Annotated in this window: 13 protein-coding genes; 10 read left to right on the top strand and 3 right to left on the bottom strand. The window is 52.1% G+C overall.

Features of this window, described 5'->3' with window-relative positions:
• Window position 1: 1 nt before the first annotated feature.
• The 5 genes from J6J28_RS05285 (at window position 2) to ttcA (ending at window position 5,354) form a co-directional block, all read left to right on the top strand.
• Window positions 2-2,473 carry a heavy metal translocating P-type ATPase gene (locus J6J28_RS05285; protein WP_301720279.1) on the top strand — a complete coding sequence of 824 codons (2,472 nt, stop codon included), beginning with the start codon at window positions 2-4 and terminating at the stop codon, window positions 2,471-2,473.
• Window positions 2,474-2,475: 2 nt separating this feature from the next.
• Window positions 2,476-2,670, top strand: a complete 195-nt coding sequence (ccoS, locus tag J6J28_RS05280; RefSeq protein ID WP_301720278.1) for a cbb3-type cytochrome oxidase assembly protein CcoS — start codon at window positions 2,476-2,478, stop codon at window positions 2,668-2,670.
• Entirely contained in the window at window positions 2,660-3,331 is a 672-nt protein-coding gene (locus J6J28_RS05275) for a sulfite exporter TauE/SafE family protein (protein ID WP_301720277.1), read from the top strand. Before ccoS ends, J6J28_RS05275 begins: the two co-directional genes overlap by 11 nt.
• Window positions 3,332-3,396: 65 nt before the next feature.
• Window positions 3,397-4,326 (top strand): universal stress protein UspE, encoded by a 930-nt coding sequence (gene uspE, locus J6J28_RS05270; RefSeq protein ID WP_301720275.1) that lies wholly within the window; start codon window positions 3,397-3,399, stop codon window positions 4,324-4,326.
• Between the two features lie 44 nt (window positions 4,327-4,370).
• A complete protein-coding gene (gene ttcA, locus J6J28_RS05265) occupies window positions 4,371-5,354 on the top strand; it encodes a tRNA 2-thiocytidine(32) synthetase TtcA (RefSeq protein WP_301720274.1) in 984 nt (327 codons plus the stop codon).
• Here the strand turns inward: ttcA and J6J28_RS05260 are convergent.
• Window positions 5,329-6,216, bottom strand: coding sequence for a glucosaminidase domain-containing protein (locus tag J6J28_RS05260; protein WP_301720273.1), 888 nt, complete (start codon window positions 6,214-6,216; stop codon window positions 5,329-5,331). The genes ttcA and J6J28_RS05260 overlap by 26 nt on opposite strands.
• Window positions 6,216-7,004: a DUF2189 domain-containing protein gene (locus J6J28_RS05255; RefSeq protein ID WP_301720272.1), complete on the bottom strand. Its 789-nt coding sequence runs from the start codon at window positions 7,002-7,004 to the stop codon at window positions 6,216-6,218. Before J6J28_RS05255 ends, J6J28_RS05260 begins: the two co-directional genes overlap by 1 nt.
• A gap of 113 nt (window positions 7,005-7,117) precedes the next feature.
• On the opposite strand from J6J28_RS05255, the gene J6J28_RS05250 reads away from it, so the two are divergent.
• From J6J28_RS05250 to J6J28_RS05230, 5 genes are read left to right on the top strand one after another with little or no spacing between them, the layout of a single operon-like run.
• Window positions 7,118-7,714 (top strand): pseudouridine synthase, encoded by a 597-nt coding sequence (locus tag J6J28_RS05250; RefSeq protein WP_301720271.1) that lies wholly within the window; start codon window positions 7,118-7,120, stop codon window positions 7,712-7,714.
• A gap of 20 nt (window positions 7,715-7,734) precedes the next feature.
• Entirely contained in the window at window positions 7,735-8,880 is a 1,146-nt protein-coding gene (mnmA, locus tag J6J28_RS05245) for a tRNA 2-thiouridine(34) synthase MnmA (protein ID WP_301720804.1), read from the top strand.
• Window positions 8,877-9,521, top strand: coding sequence for a high frequency lysogenization protein HflD (hflD, locus tag J6J28_RS05240; RefSeq protein WP_301720270.1), 645 nt, complete (start codon window positions 8,877-8,879; stop codon window positions 9,519-9,521). Before mnmA ends, hflD begins: the two co-directional genes overlap by 4 nt.
• A complete protein-coding gene (gene purB, locus J6J28_RS05235; protein ID WP_301720269.1) occupies window positions 9,518-10,891 on the top strand; it encodes an adenylosuccinate lyase in 1,374 nt (457 codons plus the stop codon). Before hflD ends, purB begins: the two co-directional genes overlap by 4 nt.
• Window positions 10,891-12,048 (top strand): cupin domain-containing protein, encoded by a 1,158-nt coding sequence (locus tag J6J28_RS05230; protein ID WP_301720268.1) that lies wholly within the window; start codon window positions 10,891-10,893, stop codon window positions 12,046-12,048. The genes purB and J6J28_RS05230 overlap by 1 nt, the downstream gene beginning before the upstream one ends.
• On the opposite strand, the gene J6J28_RS05225 is transcribed toward J6J28_RS05230, so the two are convergent.
• Window positions 12,045-12,485, bottom strand: a complete 441-nt coding sequence (locus J6J28_RS05225; protein ID WP_301720267.1) for a DUF4826 family protein — start codon at window positions 12,483-12,485, stop codon at window positions 12,045-12,047. The two genes, J6J28_RS05230 and J6J28_RS05225, sit on opposite strands and share 4 nt — an antisense overlap.
• Window positions 12,486-12,697: the final 212 nt, after the last annotated feature.

The raw sequence follows: 12,697 nt of genomic DNA, 5'->3' as shown, positions 1-12,697 counted from the left end.
CATGGCCACAGAGCTGCCGCCTGCTCCCGACGGGCATTGCTTTCACTGTCTGCAGCCCCTCCCTGACGATGGTGGTTACGATGTGATTGTTGCCGGTCAGTCCCGCGCGGTGTGCTGTTACGGCTGTCAGGCGGTGGCACAAACTATCAACGATCAGAACCTGCTGCACTTCTACCAGTTTCGGGATACCAGCAACCCCCTGCAGATCCCGTTACTACCGGAAGAGCTGCAGCAACTCGAAGCCTACGATCAGGACGAATTGCAGGACCAGTTCACACAAACCAGTGACAGCGGCCTTAAATCCACTACGTTGTCGGTTGAAGGCATGACCTGCGCTGCCTGTGCCTGGTTGATTGAACAACAGTTGCAACGCCAGCCAGGTGTGCAAAAAGCGCAGGTCAATGCTACCACTGAACGGGTGCTGATCAGTTGGTTACCAGAACAGATCAAACTCAGTAGCCTGCTGCAACACATCGCTGGTCTGGGGTACCGTGCTTTACCCTTTCAGGCCGCGACTCAGGAGCAAGATTTTAAACGGCGCCGGCGCTACTTCATCCGGCGTATCGGTATTGCCGGACTGGCCACCATGCAGGTGATGATGATTGCCATCGCCCTCTATTTCGGTATGGTCGACGAACTCGATCAAAGCATGCGCCAATTCTTCTGGTGGATCAGTCTCCTCTTTGCGACCCCGGTGCTGCTCTATAGTGCCCAACCCTTTTACATGTCGGCATTACGAAGTCTGCAGGCACGGCAGCTGAATATGGATGTGCCGGTGAGCCTGGCTCTGCTCAGCGCTTATGGGGCCAGTGCTTATGCGACCTTTACCAATCACGGCGAAGTCTATTTTGAATCCGTCAGCATGTTTACCTTCTTGCTGCTGGTCGGCCGCTACCTTGAGTTACTCGCCAGACAACGTGCGGTCGCCACCGCCGCTAACCTGGTAAAACTGTTACCGGCAACGGCACAACGTGAAGGCCCGAACGGCGAGCTTGAAGCCGTTGCAGTCCATAAGTTACAGCCTGGAGATATTGTCCGGGTGTTACCTGGTCAGACCCTGCCAGCTGATGGCGAGCTCGTCTCCGAGCAAGCGGAAATCAATGAGAGTATGCTAACTGGCGAAAGCGTACCGGTCAGCCGACAGCAAAATGAAACTGTGTATGCCGGCACCCTAAATCAAACTCAGCCCATTCGCATTGCAGTGCAAGCAACTCAGCAAAACACGGTGATGGCAAAGATTGCAGCGATGCAGGATCAGGCGCTGGCTAACAAGCCTAAACTGGCGGTTCAGGCCGAGCGGCTGGCCAGCCAGTTCGTAAAACAGTTGCTCTTTCTTGCCGCTGCTACTTTCCTGGTGTGGAGTTTTATCGACCCAGAAGAAGCGTTTTGGGTGACCTTGGCTGTGCTGGTCGCAACCTGTCCCTGCGCCCTCGCTCTGGCGGCGCCGACGGCCGTTACAGGTGTGATACACCAGCTCAATAAGCAGGGCATCCTGCTGCGCAATACCGATGCGATTGAAGCGCTCCGTGATTGCCGTACGTTAATCGTTGATAAAACCGGCACCCTGACTAGCGGTAAATTTAGCTTTGCCAGCCAGACCTATTTAAGTGAAGGTTATTCAAAAGCTGGCATTAATGCCCTTGCCAGCGCGCTCGAGAAACATTCCGAACACCCGTTAGCGGAGCCCTTCAAAAGCCTGTCAAGCGCTAATGAGAAGGCGCCCGAGCGAGTGTTGCTTGATAACGTTCAGGTCAAAATGGGAGCCGGTATTGAAGCGATCTGGACTGCAGGCACCAGCCAACAGCCCGTACGTATCGGCCATCCTCGCTACATCGCAGAGTGGCATCCAGAAGCTGTTACTCTGGCTCCTGCTAACGTGATTCTGGCCACTGCTGACGAAGTGCTGGCCTGCTTCCAGGTGACCGATACTTTGCGTGACGATGTTCCCGCCACGCTCGCGACGCTACGCACCTGGAATTATGAGATTATTATGCTGACCGGTGACAGTCAGGCCAACGCTGAACGCGTTGCGCAACAACTGCAGATCAGCAACTTTAAGGCGCAGTGTCTACCAGAAGACAAGCTGGCTTTTGTAAAGGCGCAGCAACAACATGGTCCCGTATTTATGGTAGGTGATGGCATCAATGACGGGCCGGTACTTGCCCAGGCCGATGTTTCCATGACCTTCGGCCAGGCTGCGGATCTCGCTCGGCAAGCCGCCGATAGCGTCGCCATGCGCAATGACTTCGCGGCAATAACGACCTTTATCGCCAGCACGCGCAAAAGCCGCCGTATTCTCAAACAAAATATCAGCTGGGCGCTGTTGTACAATATTGGCATCATTCCGATTGCCGTGCTGGGTCTGGTTACGCCTTACATTGCCGCAATCGGAATGTCGTTAAGTTCATTGTTAGTTTTAGCGAACTCCCTTAGACTTTACCGCAGTGACTCTTCAGCAACAGATTCGAGGTAGCTTTGGAAAGTCTTTATATTCTGATACCTATTGCTGTTTTATTCGTGATCATCGCCGTCGCCATATTCTTCTGGGCGGTGCGTAGTGATCAGTTTGAGGATCTGGAACGCCAGGGAATGAACGTATTGCTTGATGACGACGATCCTAAACAGTCGAAGACCACGCCTGAAGAAAAGCAAAAGCGCGATGAATCTTGATGTTTTCGCCGCTTTTCTGATGGGACTCGCCGGTGCCGGCCACTGTCTGATGATGTGTGGTGGCTTAGCCGGCGCCTTGGGTGCCAAGCCTCCCCTTCGCGATTTACTCAGTTATAACTTTGGCCGGCTGACCTCTTATGCCATTGCCGGCGCTTTGGTGGGCTTATTCAGTCAGCTTTTGATTAGCAGCTTCTCACCCATGCTCATTGGTCTAAGGTTCCTTGCCGCTTTCTTTCTGATTGCGCTGGGTTGCTATTTTGGCGGCTGGTGGTTGGGCCTGCGTAAACTTGAAGCTCTGGGTCGTCCGTTATGGCGCAAAATTGCGCCCAAAGCCGCACAGCTCACCCAGTACCATCGCGGCAAGGGGGCATTAGTGAGCCGCTTCAGTGCTGGCATGCTCTGGGGCTGGCTTCCCTGCGGCCTGGTCTACAGTGCGCTCAGCTGGGCAGCACTCAGTGGTTCTGCCAGCTCCGGTGCGCTTTATATGCTCGTCTTTGGCCTCGGTACCCTGCCGGCGATGCTCGCCTTTGGCTGGTTTAGCGGAGCCATTCAAAGTGTTTTAAAAGCCAAAGGATTTCGCCAGGCTATGGGCGTAGTCATGATCCTTTATGGCTGTTGGGTCGCTGTCATTGCGTTGCGTCAAACTTTGCTCATGGGATAATTCGCAAGCCTCTCAATTTAGAGCTAGACTCAAATAATAAGAAAGATGTTTCAACGAGGTAGCCCATGTCTTGCGTTAATAATATCCTGGTCGTTCTGGATTCCGATAAACAGCAACAAAAAGCGTTGAACCGTGCCCTGCACCTCGCTCGTATCAGCCAGGCGTCGGTCACTTTAATGCTCTCGATCTATGACTTTTCCTATGAAATGACCACTATGCTCGCAGCTGATGAACGTAACAGTATGCGCGACAGTCTGATTAACGATCGCAAGGTGTGGATCGAAGACCTGCTCGAAGATTACAACACGCGGGAATTGGATATATCCATAAAGGTGCTCTGGCACAACCGTCCCTACGAAGCCATCATCGAGACCGCCATCACTGGCGAACACGATATTATCGTCAAGGCCACCCACGCTCATGAAGGTCTTGCCCACTTAATATTCACACCAACGGACTGGCACCTGCTGCGCAAAGCGCCCTGCCACGTGCTACTGGTAAAAGAACATGAATGGCCCGAAAACGGCAAGGTCCTGGCCGCAATTCATACCACTGGTGACAATGATCATCATGACAGCCTGAACTATCGCATTACCGAATCAGCGCAGCGCTTCGCCAATTGCTTGCATAGCGAAGTTCACTTAGTCAATGCCTATCCTGGCGCGCCAGTTACCATTGCTGCTGAAATACCGGAGTTTGATACCGGCAACTACCGTGAAGTTATTGCCGAAAACCATCAACAGGCACTGGCGAAACATGCGCAACGCTTCTCCATTCCCGAGAGCCGGCAGCATGTTCGTGAAGGTTTACCAGAGCAAGTGATCCCTGAGCTCGCTGAAGAACTCGATGCCGAGCTTGTGGTGCTGGGTACCATCGGCCGGACAGGTCTTAGTGCGGCTTTATTGGGTAATACCGCGGAGCACGTGATCGAACAAATCAATTGTGACTTGCTGGCGGTAAAACCAGCGGGATTTGAGTCACCAGTTAAGGTATAATCCGGCCGTTTTCAGGCAACCTTAATTTCGAACAAGTGAGTTTCATGAGTTTAGTGACCCATACCCCAGCGCCAAACAGCCCTTTGACTGACGAGCAGGAAAAGAAACAACGCTATGATTTCAACAAGTTAGAAAAGCGCTTACGTCGTCACGTCGGTCGTGCTATCGAAGATTTCAATATGATAGAAGATGGCGATAAGGTCATGGTGTGCCTATCCGGCGGCAAAGACAGTTATACCCTACTGGCTATTCTTCGCTTTTTGCAGAAGATTGCCCCGATTAAGTTTTCCCTTATTGCTGTGAATCTCGACCAAAAACAACCAGGTTTCCCAGAGCATGTACTGCCTGAATACCTGCGCCAGGAAGGTGTGGATTTCAGGATCATTGAGGAAGACACCTATAGCATCGTAAAAGAAAAAATTCCCGCGGGTAAAACCACCTGTTCGCTTTGCTCGCGCTTGCGGCGCGGTATTCTCTATCGGGTAGCAAAAGAGCTTGGCGCGACAAAAATCGCTTTGGGCCATCACCGCGACGATATGCTCGAAACGCTGATGCTGAATATGTTCTACGGTGGCAAAATAAAGTCAATGCCGCCAAAACTGGTAAGCGATAACGGCGAGCATGTTGTTATTCGTCCCTTAGCTTACGTGCGCGAAAAAGATATCGAAAAATACTCTGCGCTGGCCAAATTTCCGATCATTCCCTGTAATTTGTGTGGTTCACAAGAGAATCTGCAGCGTCAGGTGATTAAAGATCTACTGCGCGGTTGGGACAGGAATTATCCAGGGCGACTGGAGAGCATGTTTACAGCAATGCAGAATGTTGTGCCTTCGCATCTGGCAGATGCGGAACTGTTTGGTTTTAAAAGCATTGCGGCCGATGGACAGAGCAATGAGCTTGGCGATACTGCTTTTGATCATAGTGTGCCGACCGCATTTGCGAACTATCAGGATGACAGCGAAGATGATGCGACCGACGCGGCAGGCGCCGATCGCTCAGGAGTTATTCAGGTGCGGAATCTGAGCTAGGCGTAAAGCCTGGCTCTGCAACGGGTTTGTCATCGTCCATCGCATCCATGATGATGGGACGATTGACGCGAATCATCGCATTCAGTTCTTCCACGTAGGCCTCACCTCGTTCCGAGTAACTCAGCAATCCAGGAGTTAAATCCAACGCCCTGATGGTCTGATTTTGCTCACGCTGCTCGGCGCGCAGTTGCCGCATTTCATAGTAAGCAGGATGGGTATTCAGGTTACGCAAGTAGCTACGCACGGAAGCATTTACCGAATCGAATTTCTGCACCTCGTGGGTCGCTTCAGCCCCGCGAGCACCCGGTACCAGGCCACAACCTTCGCGAAAACACCACTGACCGAATAAATTGAGCGCCTGCTGAGCAAAGCGCGACGTGCCCCACGCAGACTCATTGGCGGCCTGCACCAATACTAACGTCTCCGGGATCACATCCACGCGGCGTTTTAACAGAGCAAAACCCTGCTCTGCTTCGGTCTCAGAAGTAAAACTAAACTCGACGCGATAACGTTTCGCGAGATATTCAAGCCAGCTGACTTGCTCATTCGACAGGGAGTCAGGATTGAGTTGCCATTTGGTATACAGCGCATGCAAGCCGGCCCGCTGTTCTTCAATCACAGCGTTCTCAGCCGCGACTAAGGGCCCCAGGAAAGAGAAGAATGCCTGTTTCTTCTCGTCGGTTTGCTGATAACGGGAAAAATCCGGCAATTCTGTTACCGTCGGCGCAGCCACGGCAATAGTATGCGCCGGGACAACCCCATCGTATAAACGGTAAGGATGAGCCAAATGCAACACATTTGGGGCGATGGCCGCTGCCACCGCAGCAATAATACCTAGCATGATAGTCAGCTTACGTAACATCAATTCTCCTCAATAGCCTCAGGGTCCGTTGGTGTAGTTCTTTCTGGTACGCCAATGAGACGATTATAGATGACACCGATCACGTTAAAACTCATGGGGATGGTGAAGATTAAACCTAAAAACAGCGGCAAGGCACTGATAATCACAATGATTGTAAAGATCGCATAGATCGCAACCAGTGGTGCCATCTTTTTATTTAAAATCAGTACAGAAGCGAAAATCGCCCGCGACACCGTCAAATGACGATCTAGAATAAGTGGCGTCACTAAGGTAAAGCTTAGCTGTAAATAGATCGCTATTAGAATGAATAACGCGAAAAAGGTCCCGGTAGCACCAAAAATGAAATAGAGAATAATGCCGGGAACGGCCATCGCTGCCATTAAAATCGCTGCAACCGCAATCATTTGCGGCGCGAATCGCAGGGCTTCACTGATCAAACCGAGCGTAGGCTTTTCATCGCGCGCATTACGCAGCCCCATTAACACCAGAATCGCAGTAAATGGTGCGATGAGCAGACCACTCAAGACCGATTGTCCGAACATATTGAAGAAGTTAACATTCTCTTCATCAACCGGGAAAAGCTGCGCGGAAACCGTCGAAAGCACAAGGTTTACCAGCATTAAAATGACCAGACCCAGTAACATTATTGGTAGCGCTCTCAGCGTGATGTCCCAGCTGCGTTGAATGACATCACCAACCTGTAGCGGGACTTCGCCACGTAATGCAGCAGCAAAGTTATCCTTAGTCGTTGCCAGAGTTTGTGAATCTTTCGGGTTTGAGTCCTGCATCGCTAGCTTTTCCTTTATACTATTGTTTTTTAATGGCTGACGTTCAAAGCAAAGATGATTCTAACATTAATCCTATGCCGGACGGTACTCGTCAAGATCAACAGGAGCCAGATGTGAAACGACCTTATCAAAAACGCCGGCAGTCCCAGCCTCGTCCTGCCAACCCGAAACTGGTGTTGTTCAACAAGCCTTACGGCGTGCTCACCCAGTTCTCAGGTGAAACGGGGGATTTGACCTTAAAGCCTTACATTCCCTTCAACGATATCTACCCGGCGGGTCGCCTTGATAAAGACAGCGAGGGTTTATTGCTGTTAACTAACGACGGCAGTCTGCAGCATAAAATAAGTCACCCGAAACACAAACTGCCGAAAACCTACTGGGTTCAGGTTGAAGGCAGTCCAGATGAAGCAGCGCTGCAGCAATTACGGGACGGGGTTGAACTCAATGATGGTAAAACCCTGCCAGCCGAAGCCTTTGTCATGCCTGAACCGGATAACCTCTGGCAGCGGGAGCCACCGGTCAGAGAACGCAAATCAGTGCCAGACACCTGGATCTGCCTGGTGATTCGTGAAGGTAAAAACCGCCAGGTTCGCCGCATGACCGCTGCGGTTGGCTTTCCGACCTTGCGTCTTATCCGGGCGGCAATTGGGCCCTGGCGTCTGGCAGGAATGCAGCCAGGTCAGTGGCGTGAAGTCCCTCCTGTGTGGTAGAATTCGCGCGCTTAAAAGTCATCACGAAGGTTGTCATGTCCACTACTGAAAACGCGAACGCAAACACAAAAGTTATCGTCGGCATGTCCGGCGGCGTTGACTCGTCCGTATCTGCCTACTTATTGCTCGAGCAGGGCTATAAGGTGGAAGGTTTGTTCATGAAGAACTGGGAAGAAGACGATACCGACGAATACTGTGCAGCGGCGACGGATCTTGCTGATGCCGAGGCGGTTTGCGCTAAACTCGGTATCCCTCTGCACACAGTGAACTTTGCTGCTGAATATTGGGACAATGTGTTCGAATACTTTCTTGACGAATATCGCGCGGGTCGTACGCCGAATCCGGACATCATGTGCAACAAAGAAATCAAGTTCAAAGCTTTTCTTGAATTTGCCGCAGCGGCACTCGAGGCTGACTATATCGCCACCGGACATTACGTGCGCCGGCGTGAGCAGGATGGCAAATTCCAGCTGTTGCGAGGCCTGGATGACAACAAAGATCAAAGTTACTTCCTTTATACCCTGTCGCACGAGCATGTAGCCCAGACCTTATTCCCGGTAGGCGAACTTGAAAAACCGGAAGTGCGCCGGATTGCCGAAGAACAAGACCTGGTAACCGCCGATAAGAAAGATTCGACCGGTATTTGCTTTATTGGCGAGCGCAAATTCAAGGATTTCCTACAAACCTATCTGCCGGCTCGCCCCGGAACCATTGAGAGCGTGGACGGCGATGTCTTAGGTGAACACGAGGGCTTGATGTACCACACCTTGGGTCAGCGTAAAGGATTGCATATTGGTGGCCTGGCCAATGCTGGCGACGAGCCCTGGTATGTGGTCGATAAAGACGTTGAACGCAACGTTCTGATTGTCGCACAGGGAAAAAACCACCCGCGGCTCTATTCCAAAGGGCTGATTGCGGGACAATTGCACTGGGTCGACCGCGAGGGCCCGCAACAGCCGTTGCAATGTACCCTGAAGACACGCTACCGGCAGCAGGATATTCCCTGCACAGTCACTCCGCAAGCCGATGGTACGGTAGCCGTTGCGTTCACTGCTCCGGTTGCCGCAGTCACGCCGGGCCAATCCGCAGTGTTTTATCTGAACGAAGTCTGTCTGGGCGGCGGCATCATCGAGCAGCGTCTGGCTGATCATGAGGTCTTACTGTGAATGAGTGGCAACAACGAGTCATAGCGCTGGCGGCGATTGCGCAGTCGGCGGCCGCAGTGAAAAACCTGGCGCGTCAGGGCAAGCTCGATCCAAGTTTTCAGCGCAATGCGCTGCTGGACAGTGTGCTGGTACAAAACCCTGACGCCTTCGCCGCCATCTACGGTGATGTTAAAAACCTTCGGGTCGGTTTGCGGGTCCTGTTGGATCAGCTCGGCGCTACGCGCAACAAAGACATCGAAACCACCCGCTATATGGTCGGTGTACTGGCGTTAGCCCGACGAATTCAACGTCAGCCGGCAGCCTTTGCTAAACTCGGTGAGCGCATTGAACAGCTACACCGCCAGCACACTCAGTTCCAGTTCGACAAAGAAACCATTTACACTGGCATGGCAAGTGTCTACAGCGACTGTATTTCACCGCTAGGCAGGCCTCTGCAGATACACGGAAAACCCGATTATTTGCAGCAACAGCCGGTTCAGAATCAGATCCGCGCCCTACTCCTGGCTGCTATTCGCAGCGCTGTGCTGTGGCGCCAGGTCGGCGGTAAGCGTCGCCACTTTATTTTTTCGCGGCAGCGCATGATCGCCACCGCTCATGACCTTTTACGTGTATTAAGTTCACAATCGGAGTCCTCAGAATGACCACATTATCCGCTCTTACCGCACTTTCACCTGTCGATGGCCGTTACGGCTCTAAAGCTGAAGCCCTGCGCCCCATGTTCAGTGAATACGGTCTGATCCGCAATCGCGTTATCGTTGAAGTCAGGTGGTTGCAGCAGCTTGCGGCAACAGCGGAAATCAGTGAGGTTCCAGCATTTTCAGATGACGCGAATGCATTTCTCGACAGCCTGATCGAGAATTTCAGTGAGACTGACGCTGAGCGCGTCAAAGCCATCGAAGCGACCACCAATCATGACGTAAAAGCAGTCGAATACTTCCTCAAAGAGCGCGTTGCTGAACAGGCCGAACTGCATGCCGTCAGTGAATTCATTCACTTTGCCTGTACCTCTGAAGACATCAACAACTTGTCGCATGCGTTAATGCTGCGCGAAGCCCTGACTGAAGTGATGCTGCCTTCCATGGAGCAACTTACCGCTGCGATCAAGCAACTTGCCATTGAACACAAAGCTGTTCCTATGATGGCTCGCACCCATGGACAACCGGCCACGCCGAGCACTATGGGTAAAGAGATGGCAAACGTCTATGTGCGCTTGCAACGCCAGCTTGAGCAACTTAACGCCGTGCCTCTAATGGGTAAAATTAACGGTGCCGTAGGTAACTACAATGCCCACCAGGTGGCATATCCGAATGTCGACTGGCACAAGGTTTCCGAGCAGTTTGTGACGGGTCTTGGGCTGACCTGGAATGCCTACACCACGCAGATTGAACCCCATGATTACATCGCCGAGCTGTTTGATGCGGTCGCCCGTTTCAACACCATCGTGATTGATTTCAACCGCGACGTATGGGGTTATATTGCGCTCAACCATTTCAAACAACGCACGGTTGCAGGCGAAGTGGGCTCCTCGACCATGCCGCACAAAGTGAATCCAATTGATTTTGAAAACTCAGAAGGCAATCTGGGCATCGCCAACGCCATGATGCAACATCTGGCAAGTAAACTGCCGATCAGTCGCTGGCAGCGTGACCTGACCGACTCCACCGTATTGCGTAACCTTGGCGTCGGCTTTGCCTATGCTCTAATTGCCTATCAGGCGACTCTCAAAGGTGTAAGCAAACTAGAGGTCAACGCCGATAACCTGCTACGCGAACTGGATCAGAACTGGGAGCTGTTAGCTGAGCCTATTCAAACCGTCATGCGTCGCTATGGCATCGAAAAGCCTTATGAAAAACTGAAAGAACTGACCCGCGGCAAACGCGTCAACCAAGCGGCCATGGCTGATTTTATTGATTCTCTTGAACTGCCAGAAACCGTCAAAGCAGAGCTTAAATTGCTGACCCCTGCTTCGTATATCGGCCGTGCCGTACAATTCGTTGATGAGTTGCACTGATGTCCTTTGAACTGCGGATCGATCGCGACGCCTTTTTGCGTGATTACTGGCAGCAACGGCCACTATTGATGCGCGCCGCGCTGGCAGACTTTGATGATCCTATTGCACCAGAGTTGCTCGCCGGCTTAGCGATGGAAGAAGGCGTTGATGCCAGAGTAATCGCCCAGCAGGACGCTACCTGGGATGTTGAACACGGCCCTTTTACAGACTATGAACGGTTTGGCGAAGAAGGTTGGACGCTGCTGGTGCAAGCGGTCAACGAGTGGTTTCCGGATGTGCAGAACTTGCTCTTGCCATTCCGCTTCCTGCCCGATTGGCGGCTTGATGATGTCATGGTGAGCTTTGCCACTGAGCATGGTAGCGTCGGCGCCCACCTCGATCAGTACGATGTCTTTATTATTCAGGGTGCAGGTCAGCGTCACTGGCGCGTGGGTGAGCGCGATGCCGGTGCGGAAGAGTTTTGCCCGCATCCCGACTTAAAGCAAATTCGCAATACTGATTTTACCGCCTGCATCGATGCTGTGCTGCAACCTGGTGATGTGCTTTATATTCCAGCTGGCTGCCCGCACCATGGCGTGGCGCTGGAGCCCAGCCTGAACTATTCGATTGGTTTTCGTGCCCCGAATACCGCTGAGTGGCTGGCCCAACTCGCTGATCAATTGCTGGCAAGTGAGGAAAAATTCCCCCGTTACCAGGATCCGAAACTGGACCAAAACAAAGCCCCGTATGAAATTGCTGAGCGGGAGATTGAAAACGTCCAGCAACTCTTGCTCGAACAGCTGAAATCAGCCTCTGGGGTACATGCAATCCAGCAAGTGATGTCGCAGTCGAAACGACCACTGCCACAGCCTGAGCGTGAAATTACCCTGGTTGAATTAGCCAGCTATGCCAGCACTGACATGTTGGTTTGCCGCACGCCCGGCGCGCGGCTATTACTGGGCTGTGACGGTAAGTTGTATGCCAATGGCGATTGCGTTGCCGAGCCCGACAGCTTAAGCGCAGGCTTTACAGCGTTACTGGAGCTGGACCAGGAAGTGGCATTAGCAGAGTGCGACGCGATACTCGCCGACTCAGCAGCGCTCAACTGTTTAGCTGAACTGCTGAATCAGGGCGTATTCCATTTAATTCAGGAACTTGAAGACGAGGCAACAGATTAACTGTTGCCCTGCTCTGCTGGCGCCTGCCATAACTCTTCAGTACCGACCACGTCATACAGTGCTTCGGCACGATCAATCAAATATTGGGCATAGCGCTGTTGTTCAGGATCAGCGCTGCTCTTAGGATCACCTAAGATTCCTTGCGCTTTCATTTGCCACTGGAACGAAAAGTAGCGTAAGGCGTCGCGCGCATTGTCTGCGGCTTTATTGCCGGCGACGTCCGTCGGCACATCACCGTTGACCAACCACAATTCTTTTTTGTCCTGTGTGCTAAACTTCCAAATTGCGACATAAGGCGCTAAATAGCGCGAGTCTTTGGTTAAGACCCGATCGCTGATGATGCCGTTTTCAGCCAGGTACTTGTTCGCCGCCTGAAAGTGTTCACGGACCCATGCGGACATCTCTTCCTGGGTCATTTGAGGCTGTTCGGTTGCCATAATCTGTTTACATCCTTCTCGATTTTAGTTCGTCTGAAACTGCTTTGAAGCATAGCTACATACTACCGTGAAAGGCCTTTAGGGCAAAGCAGGAAATCGTGTAAACTTTGCTTGCTAAAGTTTACGTTAACGTAAACGTTTTATTTTTCGCATTCACTAGCGCGGGCAAAATGAAAATGCTAATGTGCGCGCAATTTTGGGATGAACGAGGA

Source organism: Pseudidiomarina terrestris (genome assembly GCF_030466375.1).
Lineage (GTDB): Bacteria > Pseudomonadota > Gammaproteobacteria > Enterobacterales > Alteromonadaceae > Pseudidiomarina > Pseudidiomarina terrestris.
Note: the sequence above shows the minus strand (reverse complement) of the source record. Positions and strands in the feature narration are given on the sequence as shown.

What these genes read in the sequence shown, in the direction of transcription:
- J6J28_RS05285 (WP_301720279.1), top strand. Translation starts at nt 2, where the DNA reads ATGGCCACAGAGCTGCCGCCTGCTCCCGACGGGCATTGCTTTCACTGT.
- J6J28_RS05275 (WP_301720277.1), top strand. Translation starts at nt 2,660, where the DNA reads ATGAATCTTGATGTTTTCGCCGCTTTTCTGATGGGACTCGCCGGTGCC.
- uspE (WP_301720275.1), top strand. Translation starts at nt 3,397, where the DNA reads ATGTCTTGCGTTAATAATATCCTGGTCGTTCTGGATTCCGATAAACAG.
- ttcA (WP_301720274.1), top strand. Translation starts at nt 4,371, where the DNA reads ATGAGTTTAGTGACCCATACCCCAGCGCCAAACAGCCCTTTGACTGAC.
- J6J28_RS05260 (WP_301720273.1), bottom strand. Translation starts at nt 6,216, where the DNA reads ATGTTACGTAAGCTGACTATCATGCTAGGTATTATTGCTGCGGTGGCA.
- J6J28_RS05255 (WP_301720272.1), bottom strand. Translation starts at nt 7,004, where the DNA reads ATGCAGGACTCAAACCCGAAAGATTCACAAACTCTGGCAACGACTAAG.
- purB (WP_301720269.1), top strand. Translation starts at nt 9,518, where the DNA reads ATGACCACATTATCCGCTCTTACCGCACTTTCACCTGTCGATGGCCGT.
- J6J28_RS05230 (WP_301720268.1), top strand. Translation starts at nt 10,891, where the DNA reads ATGTCCTTTGAACTGCGGATCGATCGCGACGCCTTTTTGCGTGATTAC.
- J6J28_RS05225 (WP_301720267.1), bottom strand. Translation starts at nt 12,485, where the DNA reads ATGGCAACCGAACAGCCTCAAATGACCCAGGAAGAGATGTCCGCATGG.